The organism is Pararhizobium sp. DWP1-1-3, from assembly GCF_049896125.1.
In the GTDB taxonomy this organism is placed as follows: domain Bacteria; phylum Pseudomonadota; class Alphaproteobacteria; order Rhizobiales; family Rhizobiaceae; genus Pararhizobium.
Genome location: NZ_JAFCTR010000012.1, coordinates 15068 through 30080 on the forward strand (window position 1 = coordinate 15068; position 15013 = coordinate 30080).

The following is a 15013-nucleotide window of genomic DNA, read 5'->3' on the forward strand; positions in this document are numbered from 1 at the left end:
ATGTGCGCGGTAGGCATTCCACACTCTCCGTCATCCCGGACTTGTTCCGGGATCCAGTCAGCTCACGTCTCTGAGCTGGAAGAGTCTTTTGACCCGACGGACGTCGGGTCGCTGGATCCCCACCACAAGGGTGAGGATGACGGAGCTTGGGTTGGCCGCTTCGCCAACGGGAACATCCGCAGGTTTGGTCACCGATCCAGGCGACACCAGGTCGTGGCGCCTGTACCCATGTCATCTACTGATCACTCGAACCGGAACGCGATCCGCTTGCCGGTCAGCTTCGCCAGCTGCTGCAGGCGGCCATCGAGCCGTTCGCCGGCGAATTCCGAATAGGCGGATGGAACGATGAACTCGAGATCGAGGTCAGGCGAGGTCGATGGCCTGATATCGAGATTGCGCGCGACCCCGGGCATGGACGCCGAGAGCAGATAGACCACCCTCAAAAGACCGCCGAGAAGCTTGGCGAGCTCCAGCATGCGCGGGGTGGCGATCGCCGCCAAAGGCTCGGTGGCGCCGTCGTCGTTCAGGCCCTCGAAACGGTAATAGTTGGCAAGGGCGATATAGGCACGCCCGGCATGGGTGATGCCGGAAAACGTGCTGTGGGCGATGATGTTGAGCGCCTGCAGGCCGCGATAATCCGGATGGGCGCGCCAGCTGATATCGGCGAGCAGGCAGGCCGCCTGGCGGTAGCGCCCCTCTTCCTCGGTCTCATCGATGCCGAAATGCGGCACCACTTTGCCGCTCCAGTCGGCAAGCTCGCGGGCATGCTCGGGCGAGCGGGCGCGCAGAATGGCAATTTCGCGCGCGGCAGCCAGCAGCGGATCGTGCGACCGCACCGTGTCGGATAGCAGCGAATAGAGGTAGCCTTCACGAACGCCGAGCGCCGAAAACGAAATCATCGACGGCTTCATCTGGGCGATGACTTCCTGCAGGGCAACGGCGCCGAACGGCAGCAGGGCGCGGCGGCTCTTGGAAATATGCGCGTAAGCCGGCGATTTGACATCCTTCGGCTCGATCACCTCCGGCAGGAAGGCCATGGCTTCGTCGAAGGAGATTTCGTAGCCCTGCATCATGTGCAGCGGATAGTCGCGCAGTTCCATATGCAGCTTGGCGATCGAACGCCAGGTACCACCGACCGCGTAGAACGTGCGGCCGCCGGCATTCTGCAAAACCTGCGCGCCCTTCAGGTAGCGGCGCACATGGCTGCGGGCCTTGACGACCGATCCCTCGGCATGTTCCGACAGGCGGATACCGCCAAGCGGCAGGGTGATGCCCTTGCCGACCTTGGGGCCGAAGACATCGACAAGCTCCAGCGAACCGCCGCCGAAGTCGCCGACGACGCCATCGGGATCGTGATAGCCGCTGATGATACCGAGCGCGGAGAAATAGGCTTCCTCCTCGCCGGTCAAAACACGGACCTTCTGGCCGAGAATGATCTCTGCGCGGCGGATGAAATCGGGGCCGTTCGAGGCATCGCGCGCGGCAGCTGTCGCCAGCACGAAAACGGTGGAGGCGCGCGCCTGCGTCGACAATGCCCGGAATCGGTGCAGCGCCTTCAGCGCCCGTTCGACGCTTTCGGCGTCCATCCGGCCGGTCGCATCGATGCCCTTGCCGAGGCCGCACATGACCTTTTCATTGAACAGAATGGCCGGAGACCGGCTCAGCCCCTCATAGATCACCAGGCGAATTGAGTTCGACCCAATATCCACGACGGAGACCGGGGCAATACCAGGCAAACGCCCCTGGGCTTCAGACTCTACCATGCAATTCCAGTTTTATCTTCTGCGGCCGCTATCCCAGCCGGCAATTACCTTCGGCGTGCTGGATTTCAAGGCCTCTCCCCGCCCGGACAGGCTGGGATTGGTCATGAAATAGACCTGCGCATTGAACGGTTCGGAATCCTTGGCGACTTCCATGCGCCGTGACGTTCCGTCAGGAAGGATCTCGTAGCTCTGCTGGTTATCGATGAGATTACCCAGCATAATCTGCGACAGCACCTGTTCATGCACAGTCCGGTTGATGAGAGGCACAAGGGTCTCCACCCGCCGGTCCAGATTGCGCGGCATCATGTCCGCTGACCCGATATAGACGAGCGCGTGCTCCGAGGGAAGCCCATGGCCGTTGCCGAAACAGAAGATGCGTGAATGCTCGAGGAAGCGCCCGACGATCGACTTGACGCGGATCTTGTCGGACAGGCCGGGAACCTGCGGCCGCAGGCAGCAGATGCCGCGCACAACCAGGTCGATCTGTACTCCGGCGCGGCTGGCCCGGTAGAGCGCATCGATGATTTCCGGATCGACCAGCGAATTCATCTTCATCCAGATCGACGCCGGACGGCCGGCCTCGGCATGGACGATTTCCTCGCCGATATGCTGCAGGATGCGCGGACGCAACGTATGCGGCGAAATCGCCAGCTTCATTCCCGCTTCCGGCTCGCCGTAGCCGGTGATGAAATTGAAGATATTGGCCATGTCATGGGCAATCTTCGGATTGCAGGTGAAGAACGACAGGTCGGTGTAGATCTTCGCTGTGACCGGGTGATAGTTGCCGGTGCCGAGATGACAGTAGGTCCGAAGCTTGCCTTCCTCGCGGCGCACCACCATCGACATCTTGGCGTGCGTCTTCAGTTCGATGAAGCCGAACACCACCTGCACGCCGGCGCGTTCGAGGTCGCGCGCCCAGCGGATATTGGCTTCCTCGTCGAAACGGGCCTTCAGTTCCACCAGCGCCGTCACCGACTTGCCGGCCTCGGCCGCATCGATCAGCGCGCGGACGATCGGGCTGTCGTTCGAGGTGCGGTAGAGCGTCTGCTTTATCGCCAGAACGTCAGGATCGCGCGCAGCCTGGAGCAGAAACTGCACCACCACGTCGAAGCTTTCGTAGGGGTGATGGACGACCATGTCCTTTTCGCGGATGGCGGCGAGGCAATCTCCGGCATGTTCGCGGACGCGCTCGGGAAATCGCGCATTGTACGGCTCGAAGCGCAGATCCTCGCGCGGCGCCTTGGTGATCTCCGAGAGTGTGTTGAGCGCCAGAAGGCCTGGCAGGACGGCAACGCGGTTTTCCGGAACGCCGAGTTCGCCGACGACGAACTGCCGCAGTTCGAACGGCATTTCCGAATCGATCTCGATGCGAATGACCGAGCCGCGCCGGCGCCGCTTCAGGGCCGTCTCATAGAATTGCACGAGATCTTCGGCTTCTTCCTCGACCTCGATATCGCTGTCGCGAATGATGCGGAAGGTGCCCGAACCCTTGACCTCGTAACCCGGGAACAGCCGTTCGATGAACAGGCTGACGGCATCTTCGAGCGTGATGTAACGGATCACCGCCTTGGCGTCCGGCAGACGGATGAAGCGATCAAGCGCGACGGGCAGGCGCAGAAGCGCCGTCATCGGCTCGCGCCCGCGCGTGCTGGTCAGCTGCAGGCCCATGGTGAAGCCGAGATTGGGGATGAACGGAAACGGATGGGCGGGATCGATCGACAAAGGCGTCAGGACCGGAAAGATCGCCTGCTCGAATTCGTTGGCAAGCCAGATTCGGTCCTGCGCCGACAACGAGACCGGCCGGACGATCAGTATGTCTTCCTTGGCCAGATATTGCTGCAGGACGGCCAGAGAGGCTTGCTGCTCCATCTGCAGATTGTCGATTTCCTTGAGAATATCCTGCAGCTGCTCGGCCGGGGTCTTGCCGTCCGGGCTGCGCACGACGACACCCTGGCGGACCTGGCCTTCGAGACCGGCGACACGGACCATGAAGAATTCATCGAGATTGGCGGCCGAAATCGACAGGAAGCGGACGCGCTCCAGCAGAGGATGGGCGGTGTTGAGGGTTTCCTCAAGGACGCGGCGATTGAACTGCAGCCAGGAAAATTCGCGGTTGATGAAGCGCTCGGGGCTGGTCAGAAGATCGATTTCGTCGGCCACCGGCGCGTTTGCCGTCGTTGCAGGTGTCACAGTGTCCATTGTCCTCAGTCCGCCTTTTTGCTTTTCTCGAAGCAGCTAGCTCAGTTTGACGACCTAACTGTGACAGTCAATCGATTTCGCCAGTCTTTCCAAGGGCGTTGAGCACTTCCAGTGCCAGCGCCCGGTTGATGCGGGTGCCGCGCGCCAGCGCCAGATGATCCAGCCGCTCGACAATCGTCTGGGCGGATTCCAGCGACCGCTCCATGCGGGCGACGATATAGGCGATCAGCCGGTCATCGACGGCAAGCTGGCGGTCGGCCAGGAGCTTGACCAGCACCTGGGCCAGCAGTTCATCATCGGGCTCGCCGATCTCGACCACCGTCGCCGCCTTCAGGCGCGAACGCAGGTCAGGCAGGTCGACCGGCCAGGACATCGGCCAGAGGCGGCTGGTGATCAGCAGGCTGGTGCCGTTTTCGCGCACGCTGTTGATGACGTGGAACAGGGCACGATCATCGAACCCCTGCCGGTCGGCATCCTCGAAAAGCACCGGGCCTGCCGCTGCGATTTCGGCCGCGTTACTATCGGCCGTCGGGTGAATGGACATGGCAGCGCTGTTTTCCCGCCAGATCGCTGCAAGGTGCGATTTGCCCGATCCCACGGGACCGGCCAGGATCACCACCGGCGACGGCCAGCGCGGCCAGCTGTCAATGATCGTCACGGCCGCCTTCAGGCGTTCGGACACGAGCAGATCGTCACGACCCGTCTGCGGTTCGTGCTCGAAAACGAGCGGCAATTGTTCGAACTTGCGGACCATACGCTGTTACTCTTGAAGCTTGGGGCTTTTGTGTTCCTGCTCGATCGTCAGGATATGGCGATGACCATGGTAGAGCGCACTGTCGAGATAGCGGCCGATGCCGAAGCGGACAAGCACGCCGATGGCGGCAGCGCACGGGACTGCGACCAGCAGACCGACGAACCCGAACAGTGCGCCGAAGGCCAACAGCGCGAACATCAGCCAGACCGGATGCAGCCCGACGCTCTTGCCGACCAGCCGCGGCTGAAGAATATTGCCCTCGAGGAACTGCCCCGCAAAGAAGATAGCCGCGATGATGACGATATTGAGGTACTCCGGCCAGAACTGCACCAGAGCAACGCCGAGGGCAAGTACGAGACCAACCATCGAGCCGACATAGGGAATGAAGCTGATCATGCCGGCAAACAGGCCGATCAGCAGGCCGAAATTCAGGCCGGCGAAGGTGAGCGAAATCCCATAGAACAGGCCGAGAATGATGCAGAGCGAGCCTTGGCCGCGCACGAAACCGGCAATCGTCGCGTTCATGTCGCGGGATATCTGGCGCACGGTCGCAACATGATCGCGCGGCACCCAGCTATCGACCCGCTCGACCATCCGGTCCCAGTCGAGCAGCAGATAGAAGGCGACGACGGGGGTGATCACGAACAGCGAGATGATGTCGAGCAGCGCCACGCCCGAATTCCACAATTGCTGGAACAGCGTGCCGAGGAAACCGGCGCCCTGTTCGAGCAGCTTGGCGGAGTTTTGCTTGATCGTGTCCATCTGCCCGGAAACCCAGTCCGGCAGCCAGGCGGCGTCCGGGCTGGTCAGGAATTCCTGCAGCTTCGAGACGTAACCGGGCATCTTCTGGATGAAGTCGGAGGCCTGGGTAAACACGATCGGTATGATCACCACCAGCGACAGAGCAAAGACGACGACGAAGCCGATCAGGATGACGACCGTCGCCATCAGCCGGCTGAGGCCGATGCGCTCCAGCCGGTCGGCGACGGGATCGAGGAAATAGGCGAGCGCCATGCCGGCGATGAACGGCAGGAGAATGGTGGAGAATACCATCAGGAAGGCGATGAATGCGGCAAGGAAAAGCAGCCAGAAGATGATCTGGCGCTGCAGCCCGCTGCCGCTCAATTTGTTGACCATGCCGCTGTTCCGATGCCTTGCCGTAAGCGCTGCCCAGCGCTGCTTCCAATGTTGGAGATAGGATGTGGTACCGGCCATGGTCAAGCCTGTGGTGCAAAAGGGCTGGCAATGGCCGGCAAAACATCAAAAAAGCGGGAGTAACCGGGGCAATAAGCTTGCACTTGCGGCACCACCATGCCAATCGCAATCCAAATATGACGAGCCGGCGGAGATCAAGCCATGAGCGAGCCAGGAAAGAACGGTCTGACCTACAGCGATGCAGGTGTGGACATCGATGCCGGAAACCTTTTGGTGGAAAAGATCAAGCCGCATGTGCGCTCGACAAGGCGTCCCGGCGCCGATGGCGAGATCGGTGGCTTCGGCGGCCTGTTCGACCTGAAGGCGGCCGGTTTCAAGGATCCGGTCCTCGTGGCTGCCAATGACGGCGTCGGAACCAAGCTGAAGATCGCCATCGAAGCCAACAAGCATGACACGGTCGGCATCGACCTCGTCGCCATGTGCGTCAACGACCTCGTCGTCCAGGGCGCCGAGCCGCTATTCTTTCTCGACTACTTTGCCACCGGCAAGCTCGATCCCGACCAGGGTGCCGCCATCGTCGGCGGCATTGCCGCCGGTTGCCGCGAGGCAGGCTGCGCCCTGATCGGTGGCGAGACCGCCGAAATGCCCGGCATGTATGCCGGCGGCGATTACGATCTCGCAGGTTTTGCGGTGGGTGCCGCCGAACGCGGCCAACTGCTGCCGGCCGGCGACATCGCCGAAGGCGACGTCATTCTCGGCCTCGCCTCCTCCGGCGTGCATTCCAACGGCTATTCGCTGGTGCGCAAGATCGTTTCGCTGTCGGGCCTCGCCTGGGACGCGCCTGCGCCGTTCGGCGAAGGAACGCTTGCCGACGTGCTGATGACCCCGACGCGCATCTATGTGAAGCCGCTGTTGAAGGCGATCCGCGAAACCGGCAAGCTGAAGGCGCTCGCCCACATCACCGGCGGCGGTTTTCCGGAAAACATTCCGCGGGTGCTGCCGAAGCATCTCGCCGCTGAAATCGACCTGACCGCCATCCAGGCACCGGCCGTATTCTCCTGGCTGGCCAAAACCGGTGGCGTCGCCGCCAACGAAATGCTGCGCACCTTCAACTGCGGCGTCGGCATGATTGTCGTGGTTGCTGCCGAAGATGCCGATCAGGTCACCTCGGTGCTGAAAGCCGAAGGCGAGACCGTCTTTGCACTCGGCCGCATGGTCGCCCGCGATGAAGGCGCTGCCGGCACGATCTACAAGGGCACGCTCACTCTATGAACGACACGGTGAAAGCGGCCCGCAAGCGGGTCGTGGTGTTCATTTCCGGCGGCGGCTCCAACATGCTGGCGCTGGTCAAGGCTGCCTCCGCGCCGGACTATCCCGCCGAAATCGTTGCCGTGATCTCCGACAAGGCAGATGCCGGCGGCCTGGCCAAAGCCGCTGCGCTGGGCATCGCCACCTTCTCGTTCGTGCGCAAGGATTTCGACAGCAAGGACGCCCACGAAGCGGCGATCCTTTCGGCGCTGGAAACGCTTTCGCCCGACATCATCTGCCTGGCCGGCTACATGCGGCTGCTGACTGCCACCTTCATCAATGCCTACGAAGGCCGGATCATCAATATCCACCCTTCCCTGCTGCCGCTCTTCCCCGGCCTGCACACCCACCAGCGCGCCATCGACGCCGGCATGACTGAGGCCGGCTGCACCGTGCATTTCGTCACTGAAGGCATGGACGAAGGCCCGGTTATCCTTCAGGCAAAGGTGCCGGTATTGCCGGGCGATACGGCGAACGAACTTTCAGCACGCGTGCTGGTCGAAGAGCACAAATCCTATCCGGCAGCGCTGCGGCTTGTGGCCGAGGGCAAGGTGCGGATGCTGGATGACGGGGTTGTGTCCGCCGCATCCTGAGAGGTTGGGCAGGTATGACCAACCGGTTGACCAACTGAGATATCTTCCGTTAGGATACGTCCGCATACCAGCGGAGATCGGGCTATGACCAGAACTGTAAAGGTCGCTGAAGCCAAAACGCATTTGTCGGAATTGCTTACGAAGGTGGAGTTAGGCGAGGAAATCATTATTTCGAGAGGCGACACGCCAGTGGCACGGCTCGTGCCAATCGATGATGAGGAGCGCCGTGCAAATCTCTTCCGCTTGATCCGGCGAGACCGCGCGAAAAACAAACCGGTCTCGCTTGAAGAGATTTTAAAATGGCGGGACGAAGGTCGTAAATGAAGTCCGATTTCGTCGTTGACGCCTCGGTCGCCGCTGTGTGGTTTCTGCCGGATGAGGATAGCGACGTCGCTGACGCCGTCATGGGCGCACTGCTTCGCAAAACTGCATGTGCGCCCGATCTTCTGCGACACGAAGTTCGCAGCGTATTGTTGATGGCAGAACGCCGCAAACGGATCAGCAGTGATCTTGTCTTGGCATCCCTCATCGGTTGCATCACTTGCCAATCGTCATTGCCGATTCCGGCGACGACGCTCTCGTGATCGGCCTCGCGCGCGCGCATCAACTTTCAGCATATGACGCGGCTTATCTCGCGCTTGCGATCACCGAAGGGCTTCCGCTCGCCACGCTCGATAAAAAGCTTCGACAAGCCGCCGCCGCAGAAGCGGTTCAACTCTTCTCCGCATAGTTCAGCCCGCCATCAGCTTCCCCCTATTCAACATCGCCCATTGCAACAGCATGATCGTCTTGCCATCGCAGATGTCGCCCGTGTCGATCATCGCCATGGCGTCGGCGAGCGGAACTTCCAGCACTTCGATATCCTCGTCCTCATGCGCGGCGCCGCCACCGTCTTCGGCGCGCACCGTCACGTCGATGATCGCGGCGAAGAAGTGGACGGTTTCGGTCACGGCACCGGGCGACATGAAGGCCTGGAAGACGGGACGAACGTCCGTCACCAGATAGCCGGTTTCCTCCATCACCTCGCGCTTGATCGCCTCGGCCGGATGATCGCCGTCGAGCAGCCCGGCCGGCGTTTCCAGAAGCCAGCCCGAATGGCCGTTGAGATGGGCCGGGATACGGAACTGCCGCACCAGGACGACGCTGTCGCGCTTGGGATCATAGAGCAGGATGGTGGCGCCGTTGCCGCGATCGTAGACCTCCCGCTTCAGCGTCTTGGTGATGCCGTTCGAGCCGGTATAATTGAAGGTGACGTTGCGCAGGTGGTACCAGTTTTTCGAAAGCGTCTCGTCCTTGAGGATTTCGACCTTGGCATTTTCGAACTTCGTCATCGACTGCTATTCCTTGCGCATCCATACGCGATTGTCGTGAAAGGCAGCTCCCCCATAGGGTGCCGCCGCGTCGGCGCCGGTGAGCACATTGATGCCCTCGCCATCCAGATGCGCATCGTTGGGCCAAAGGCCTTCGGCGATGACCACACCACGCCGGGCGCCGCCGCCGAGCTTGGCGTGCAGCCGGATCTCGCCGCGATCATTGCCGATCCGCACGACCTCGCCGTCGGCGATACCAAGAGCCTCGGCATCCTCCGCATGGATCATCGCTTCCGGCCGGACTTCCTTCTGCACTGACGACGGCGTTTCAGCGAACGTCGAATTGAGGAAGGACCGGGCCGGCGATGTCGCCAGGCGGAACGGATGGGTTGGGGTCGCCACCTCGATCAGATCGACATGGTCTGGAAACTCCGGCAGTTGCGCGTGCGGACCGAAGACACCCAGCGCCTTTGGGGGGCGGTTCGGTGCGGGCGTGCCGGTCCAGTCGGCCTTGAAGCGGAATTTTCCATCCGGATGGCCGAAACCATCGACGAAATGCGCGGTGTCGAAATCCGGCTGGACGTCGAGCCATTTTTCGCGCTTCAGCGCGTCATAACCGATCCCGTAATTGACCAGGATATGGTCGATATGGCCGCGCTCGCTCAAACCGAAACCGGGTTTTTCCGCGACGCCGAGCCGTTTTGCCAGTTCCTCGATGACGAACAGATTGGTGCGCACGGTGGATGGCGGCTCGACCACCTTGGGGCCGAGCAGGATGTGCTGGTGGCCGCCGCCGCGATAGAGATCGTCATGCTCGAGGAACATGGTGGCGGGCAGCACGATGTCGGCCACCTTGGCCGTATCGGTCATGAACTGCTCGTGCACCGCGACGAACAGGTCGTCGCGCAGAAAACCGCGCTTCACCAGCCGCTGTTCCGGCGCGACATTGACCGGATTGGTGTTCTGGATCAGCATCGCCGTCACCGGGCCGCGATGGCGCAGCGCTTCGGCATCTCCGGTCAGCACCCGGCCGACCTGCGACTGGTCGAGCATGCGGATATCCGGATCCAGCATCACTGATCCGACCAGCTCGCGCTTGTCGAACCGGAAAATATCGTTGTTGGTATGGAAGGCGCCGCCGCCTTCATGCTGCCAGGAACCAAGTACGGTCGGCACCGAGGCTGCGGCGTGGATGGCCACCGCACCGTTGCGCTGACGGGTAAAACCGTAGCCGAGACGGAAATAGGTTTTGGGCGTTGTGCCGATCAGCCTGCCGAACGCTTCTATCTCCTCCACGGGCAATCCGGTGATGGCGGAAGCCCATTGCGGCGTGCGGGTCTTCAGATGGTTCTCAAGACCGGCCGGATCGTCGGCATATTTTGCGAGGTAGGCCCGGTCGGCATAGCCGTCACGGAACGCGATATGCATGACGGCGCAGGCAAGGGCGGCGTCGGTTCCCGGCTTCAGCACCAGGCCCATATCGGCCTGCTTGATCGTCGGATTGTCGTAGATGTCGATAACGACGATCTTCGCGCCGCGCTCCTTGCGGGCCTTGATCGCGTGGGTCATGACGTTGACCTGGGTGGAGACCGCATTGGTGCCCCAGATGACGACGCAATCGGATTTGGCCATCTCGCGCGGATCGGGGCCACGCAGCGAACCGGTCGCCATCGCCAGCCCGGTCCAGGCGAGGTTGGTGCAGATCGAGCCGAAGAAGCCGGAATATTTCTTGGCGTGTCGCAGGCGGTCGATCGAATCGCGCTGCACCTGCCCCATCGTGCCGGCATAGAAATAGGGCCAGACGGCTTCGGACCCATATTGCTGCTCGGCCTTGACGAAGGCGCCGGCGATCTCGTCCAGCGCGTCCTCCCAGGACAGCTCCTGCCAGCGGCCCTCGCCCTTGGCACCCTTGCGGCGCTGCGGCACCATCAGGCGGCCGGGGTGATAGATGCGCTCGGAATAGCGTGCGACCTTGGCGCAGATGACGCCGGCAGTGTAGGTATTGGCGCTGGCGCCGCGCACCCGGCCGATCCGGCCTTCGGGCGTAATATCGACCTCCAGCGCGCAGGCCGAGGGACAGTCGTGCGGACAGACGGTGTGGCCGACGGACTTTTCTGGTTTTATAGGGGTCGCAACGTTCATGGCTTTTCTATATTGCATCGCGAAAGGGTGTCACAGTCCCCTTCGCCATACATTCCAACATTTCACGGGACGATAAGGGACGCGAATGAATTACCGTCACATCTACCACGCCGGAAACTTCGCCGATGTCCTCAAGCATGCCGTGCTCGCCCGGCTGATCGTCTACATGGCGCAGAAGGAAAAAGCGTTTCGTGTGCTCGATACCCATGCGGGCATCGGTCTTTATGACCTTTCGAGCGAAGAAGCGCAGAAGACCGGCGAATGGGTCGACGGCATCGGCCGCATTCTCGACGCCGATATTCCGGCTAAGGCTAAGGCGATCCTCGAACCATACCTCACGGCCGTGCGCGATCTCAATCCGGATCGGGGCCAAGATGGCGGCCTGACGCTCTATCCCGGCTCGCCAAAACTGACCCGCATGCTGATGCGGCCGCAGGACCGGCTGTCGGCGATGGAACTGCATCCCGACGACTACGAGACGCTGCACCGGCTGTTCGACGGCGATTTCCAGAGCCGGATCACCGAGCTCGACGGCTGGCTGGCGCTCGGCGCCCATCTGCCGCCGAAGGAAAAGCGCGGCATCGTGCTGGTCGATCCGCCGTTCGAAATCGCTGGCGAATACGAGCGGCTGGCGGACGGCTTGCACAAAGCCTACCGGCGGTTTTCCGGCGGCACCTTCTGCCTGTGGTATCCACTCAAGCAGGGCGCGCCGATCGCCGAATTCCACGCCGCCCTTCAGGCATTGGAAATCCCCAAAATGCTCTGCGCCGAGCTCTCGGTCCGCAGCGACCGTGACACGGCCGGGCTTTCCGGTTCCGGCCTGATCATCGTCAACCCGCCGTTCACGCTGAAAAGCGAACTGGACATCCTCTTGCCCTTCCTCAAGGACCGGCTGAAGCAGGACCGCCATGCGTCTGCCCGCGCCTTCTGGCTGCGCGGCGAGGACGTGCTGGAACGGGGTTGAACAAGAGCGGGATTGAACCGGGACTTGACGGTCCCCTATCAAGAGACGCAATCTGACAGACGTCCACCGCGTGGACCTAAGGGAGACGATCATGACCGGAATGCTTGTCCCAGCTGTTCTATTCTCTCTGGCGGCGGTTGCCTGCAGCACCGCACCGGTGGCGGCGGCCGACTATATGGACGACGGCACGGGGCGCGTTGCCGATGCTTGCGGCAGCCCCGCCGTGCTGGGATTCATCAGGTCGAATTTCGACGACAAGGCAGACGGCTATCTGAAAACCGATATGGCCATCGCCGAAATCCGCGGCATGCACCAGAACCGCGTCGAGCTTCGCGACGAGACCCATCTGGTCCAGCGCGAATATTGCCGGGCTACGGCGACCACCACCGATGGCAAGCGGCGGCCGCTGTGGTATCTGATCGAACGCGGCTGGGGTTTCGCCGGCATCGGTCCGAACATCGAGTTCTGCCTGAGCGGGCTTGATCCCTGGTACGTGTATGGTGCGCAGTGCGCTTCGTTGCGGTGAAATCGGTGATTTCATGCTTTCGCTTTTCTGTCGCCGCCCTCTGTGGACTGTTGCTGCTTGCTGCCTGCAGCGGCGAGAGTGGGGAAGACAGCTCCAAGGTCAAAACAGACCCCGCTGCGTCCACGGCCAACACGCCGATCATCGGCACGCCGGCCAGCGGAACACGTCAGAAAACCCGGTCGGTTCCGCTGGGCAGCGGTTTCGATTTCTATGTCCTGTCGCTGTCCTGGTCGCCAAGCTGGTGCCTGGACAACGATCCGTCGGGACGATCGATGCAATGCGACCCGGACAACGATCACGGTTTCATCGTCCACGGGCTCTGGCCGCAGAACGAGCAAGGCTATCCGGAATTCTGCCGGACGCGGGAATCCGACCGGGTGCCGGACGCGTTGGGGCGAACCCTGTTCGATATCATGCCGTCGATGGGGCTGATCGGCCATGAATGGCGCAAGCACGGTTCCTGCTCGGGGCTGAGCCAGAAGGATTATTTTTCCGTTTTGCGCGCCGCCCGTGAAAAACTGGTGATCCCGCCGTCCCTGCAATCGGTCGGATCGGACCAGAGGACAAATGCCACGCAAATCGAGACGGCGCTGACATCGGCCAATCCGGGCCTGCGCCCCGATGCGCTGGCGGTCACCTGTGCCTCCGGCCGCGTCGATGAAGTCCGCATCTGCTTCAACAAGGATCTCAGCTTCCGCGCCTGCGGCGAGATCGATCGCGCCGGCTGCAAGGTAAAAAGCCTCGAGCTTCCGGCGATCCCCTGATCTTCCCATCAATGACCATGCAACGAAAGAAAGTCCGCATGAAGATCTTCTACTCCCCCACCTCCCCCTATTCCAACAAGGTGCGCATGGCGGCGCGCTACGCCGGCCTTGCGACCGAAAACGTTTTGACCGACACCAACGGCAATCCGCAGGACCTGATCGCCAGCAACCCGTTCGGCAAGATCCCGACGCTGGTGACCGACGAGGGCAAGGCGATCTACGACAGCCGCGTGATCATGAATTTCATCGACCGCGAGACCAAGGGCAAGCTTTATCCGCGCAACGCTGAGAAGCGCACCGATGTGGACATACTGGAAGCCTTGTGCGACGGCATCTGCGACTGCCTTCTGGCGATCGTCTATGAAAAGCGCTTCCATCCGCCGGAAAAGGTCCACCAGCCCTGGATCGACAGGCAGTGGGAAAAGGCCGGCCGCGGCCTCGACCTCCTCAATGCCAACATGCCGAAAACCGGGGCCAAGCTGCATGCCGGTCATTTCGCGCTTGCAGCGCTGCTGCGCTATCTCGAGTTGCGTTTTGCCGGTGAATGGCAGAAGGGCCGCCCGAAGCTGAAGAACTGGCCGCAGAAGTTCGAAAAGTTCTTCCCCGACTACGCCCAGTTCAAGGTCTGAGACCGCCGAGATCACTGATTAAAATGCAAAAAGGCCGGATCGCTCCGGCCTTTTTGTCAGGTGCAGTCTGATGGATCAGAACTTGACGCCCATACCGACGCGGACGCTGTGTTCGTCGTAGCCCGACGAAACCCTGCCGCCCGGCAGGTTGAAATCCTTCGAACCGTAGTCCGAGTAGCGGTATTCGACGCGCGCCGTGACATTGTCGGTCACGAAGGCTTCGGCACCGGCACCGGCCGTCCAGCCGAGCAGCGTGTTCTTGTCCGAGCCGCCTGCATTGCCAGTGGCCTTGACGCTGGATGCAGCGACACCGGCCGTACCATAGACGAGAACCGGGTTCAGGTCGTAACCGACGCGGCCGCGAACCGAGCCGTTGACGCCCTGTTCCATGCGGCGGTCGGAGTTGCGCGCATCGTTGTCGCCGTAGTTGATATCGGCTTCCGCACCGTAAACGATGTTGCCGCTCTGCATGTTGTAGCCGCCATAGAGACCGCCGCCGAAGCCGGCCGCACCACGGCCGCCGGTCGCGCCATACTCGCCACGAGCCCAGTTGGCGGTACCACCGACATAGGCGCCCGACCAGTTCTTGACAACCGGTTCGTTATATTCGGCAGCCGGAGCGGCCGGAACTTCGTCGATCGCGTCGGCAGCCTGCACGGCGGAAAAAGCGATGAGGGATACGGCAGATGCCATAAGAGTGGTGATGAGAGTACGCATTAAAGTCTCCTTTACGAACCGATGTTCCGGACCCTCGCGGTCCCAAACTGATACATCGGGAAATTTCTATTTAACCCCGCCCGGTTGATGGAGAAATTGACAATCAAATGCGGATTCTCAAGAGCTAAATTGTGAAATTTTAAAGGCGGAAGCATGGCTAAAATTCGATGTTGCTTCGGAGCCACATGG

General features: G+C 61.6%; 16 protein-coding genes. 9 read left to right on the top strand and 7 right to left on the bottom strand.

Annotation, left to right across the window (positions count from 1 at the left end):
- Positions 1-242 precede the first annotated feature (242 nt).
- The 4 genes from ppx to ACP7BS_RS21315 form a co-directional block, all read right to left on the bottom strand.
- The gene (gene ppx / locus ACP7BS_RS21300; RefSeq protein WP_426239728.1) at positions 243-1763 is read right to left on the bottom strand and encodes an exopolyphosphatase; all 1521 of its coding nucleotides are present in this window, start codon (positions 1761-1763) and stop codon (positions 243-245) included.
- A gap of 12 nt (positions 1764-1775) precedes the next feature.
- Positions 1776-3962 (bottom strand): RNA degradosome polyphosphate kinase, encoded by a 2187-nt coding sequence (locus tag ACP7BS_RS21305; protein WP_426239729.1) that lies wholly within the window; start codon positions 3960-3962, stop codon positions 1776-1778.
- A gap of 67 nt (positions 3963-4029) precedes the next feature.
- Positions 4030-4716, bottom strand: coding sequence for a DnaA regulatory inactivator HdaA (hdaA, locus tag ACP7BS_RS21310; RefSeq protein WP_426231801.1), 687 nt, complete (start codon positions 4714-4716; stop codon positions 4030-4032).
- A 6-nt stretch (positions 4717-4722) separates the two neighbouring features.
- Complete coding sequence (locus tag ACP7BS_RS21315) at positions 4723-5853, bottom strand: AI-2E family transporter (protein ID WP_426239730.1); 1131 nt, start codon at positions 5851-5853, stop codon at positions 4723-4725.
- 219 nt (positions 5854-6072) lie between these two features.
- On the opposite strand from ACP7BS_RS21315, the gene purM reads away from it, so the two are divergent.
- The 5 genes from purM (at position 6073) to ACP7BS_RS21340 (ending at position 8502) form a co-directional block, all read left to right on the top strand.
- Positions 6073-7143, top strand: coding sequence for a phosphoribosylformylglycinamidine cyclo-ligase (gene purM, locus ACP7BS_RS21320; protein WP_426239731.1), 1071 nt, complete (start codon positions 6073-6075; stop codon positions 7141-7143).
- Positions 7140-7772, top strand: coding sequence for a phosphoribosylglycinamide formyltransferase (gene purN / locus ACP7BS_RS21325; RefSeq protein WP_426239732.1), 633 nt, complete (start codon positions 7140-7142; stop codon positions 7770-7772). Before purM ends, purN begins: the two co-directional genes overlap by 4 nt.
- A gap of 84 nt (positions 7773-7856) precedes the next feature.
- A complete protein-coding gene (locus ACP7BS_RS21330; protein ID WP_426231805.1) occupies positions 7857-8096 on the top strand; it encodes a type II toxin-antitoxin system Phd/YefM family antitoxin in 240 nt (79 codons plus the stop codon).
- Positions 8093-8356, top strand: coding sequence for a type II toxin-antitoxin system VapC family toxin (locus ACP7BS_RS21335; protein ID WP_426239733.1), 264 nt, complete (start codon positions 8093-8095; stop codon positions 8354-8356). Before ACP7BS_RS21330 ends, ACP7BS_RS21335 begins: the two co-directional genes overlap by 4 nt.
- Positions 8353-8502 (top strand): PIN domain-containing protein, encoded by a 150-nt coding sequence (locus ACP7BS_RS21340; protein ID WP_426239734.1) that lies wholly within the window; start codon positions 8353-8355, stop codon positions 8500-8502. Before ACP7BS_RS21335 ends, ACP7BS_RS21340 begins: the two co-directional genes overlap by 4 nt.
- A 1-nt stretch (position 8503) precedes the next feature.
- Here ACP7BS_RS21340 and ACP7BS_RS21345 read toward each other — a convergent pair whose 3' ends face one another.
- Both ACP7BS_RS21345 and ACP7BS_RS21350 read right to left on the bottom strand, forming a co-directional pair.
- A complete protein-coding gene (locus ACP7BS_RS21345; protein ID WP_426239735.1) occupies positions 8504-9103 on the bottom strand; it encodes an NUDIX domain-containing protein in 600 nt (199 codons plus the stop codon).
- A gap of 6 nt (positions 9104-9109) precedes the next feature.
- Positions 9110-11242 carry a molybdopterin-containing oxidoreductase family protein gene (locus ACP7BS_RS21350; protein ID WP_426239736.1) on the bottom strand — a complete coding sequence of 711 codons (2133 nt, stop codon included), beginning with the start codon at positions 11240-11242 and terminating at the stop codon, positions 9110-9112.
- A gap of 67 nt (positions 11243-11309) precedes the next feature.
- Between ACP7BS_RS21350 and ACP7BS_RS21355 the strand changes: the two genes are divergently transcribed.
- The 4 genes from ACP7BS_RS21355 to ACP7BS_RS21370 all read left to right on the top strand — a co-directional run bounded on the left by ACP7BS_RS21355 (position 11310) and on the right by ACP7BS_RS21370 (position 14107).
- Complete coding sequence (locus ACP7BS_RS21355) at positions 11310-12188, top strand: 23S rRNA (adenine(2030)-N(6))-methyltransferase RlmJ (protein WP_426239737.1); 879 nt, start codon at positions 11310-11312, stop codon at positions 12186-12188.
- 91 nt (positions 12189-12279) lie between these two features.
- Positions 12280-12714, top strand: coding sequence for a hypothetical protein (locus ACP7BS_RS21360; RefSeq protein WP_426239738.1), 435 nt, complete (start codon positions 12280-12282; stop codon positions 12712-12714).
- Between the two features lie 5 nt (positions 12715-12719).
- Entirely contained in the window at positions 12720-13478 is a 759-nt protein-coding gene (locus ACP7BS_RS21365) for a ribonuclease T2 family protein (protein WP_426239739.1), read from the top strand.
- 38 nt (positions 13479-13516) lie between these two features.
- Positions 13517-14107 carry a glutathione S-transferase family protein gene (locus ACP7BS_RS21370; RefSeq protein ID WP_426239740.1) on the top strand — a complete coding sequence of 197 codons (591 nt, stop codon included), beginning with the start codon at positions 13517-13519 and terminating at the stop codon, positions 14105-14107.
- 75 nt (positions 14108-14182) lie between these two features.
- Here the strand turns inward: ACP7BS_RS21370 and ACP7BS_RS21375 are convergent, their stop codons facing one another.
- The gene (locus tag ACP7BS_RS21375) at positions 14183-14824 is read right to left on the bottom strand and encodes an outer membrane protein (RefSeq protein ID WP_426239741.1); all 642 of its coding nucleotides are present in this window, start codon (positions 14822-14824) and stop codon (positions 14183-14185) included.
- Positions 14825-15013: the final 189 nt, after the last annotated feature.

Excerpts from the sequence above, each read along its gene's own strand:
- ppx (WP_426239728.1), bottom strand. The coding sequence starts at position 1,763 with ATGGTAGAGTCTGAAGCCCAGGGGCGTTTGCCTGGTATTGCCCCGGTC.
- ACP7BS_RS21335 (WP_426239733.1), top strand. The coding sequence starts at position 8,093 with ATGAAGTCCGATTTCGTCGTTGACGCCTCGGTCGCCGCTGTGTGGTTT.
- ACP7BS_RS21330 (WP_426231805.1), top strand. The coding sequence starts at position 7,857 with ATGACCAGAACTGTAAAGGTCGCTGAAGCCAAAACGCATTTGTCGGAA.
- ACP7BS_RS21315 (WP_426239730.1), bottom strand. The coding sequence starts at position 5,853 with ATGGTCAACAAATTGAGCGGCAGCGGGCTGCAGCGCCAGATCATCTTC.
- ACP7BS_RS21345 (WP_426239735.1), bottom strand. The coding sequence starts at position 9,103 with ATGACGAAGTTCGAAAATGCCAAGGTCGAAATCCTCAAGGACGAGACG.
- purN (WP_426239732.1), top strand. The coding sequence starts at position 7,140 with ATGAACGACACGGTGAAAGCGGCCCGCAAGCGGGTCGTGGTGTTCATT.
- ACP7BS_RS21360 (WP_426239738.1), top strand. The coding sequence starts at position 12,280 with ATGACCGGAATGCTTGTCCCAGCTGTTCTATTCTCTCTGGCGGCGGTT.
- ACP7BS_RS21375 (WP_426239741.1), bottom strand. The coding sequence starts at position 14,824 with ATGCGTACTCTCATCACCACTCTTATGGCATCTGCCGTATCCCTCATC.
- ACP7BS_RS21305 (WP_426239729.1), bottom strand. The coding sequence starts at position 3,962 with ATGGACACTGTGACACCTGCAACGACGGCAAACGCGCCGGTGGCCGAC.
- ACP7BS_RS21370 (WP_426239740.1), top strand. The coding sequence starts at position 13,517 with ATGAAGATCTTCTACTCCCCCACCTCCCCCTATTCCAACAAGGTGCGC.
- ACP7BS_RS21350 (WP_426239736.1), bottom strand. The coding sequence starts at position 11,242 with ATGCAATATAGAAAAGCCATGAACGTTGCGACCCCTATAAAACCAGAA.
- purM (WP_426239731.1), top strand. The coding sequence starts at position 6,073 with ATGAGCGAGCCAGGAAAGAACGGTCTGACCTACAGCGATGCAGGTGTG.
- hdaA (WP_426231801.1), bottom strand. The coding sequence starts at position 4,716 with ATGGTCCGCAAGTTCGAACAATTGCCGCTCGTTTTCGAGCACGAACCG.
- ACP7BS_RS21355 (WP_426239737.1), top strand. The coding sequence starts at position 11,310 with ATGAATTACCGTCACATCTACCACGCCGGAAACTTCGCCGATGTCCTC.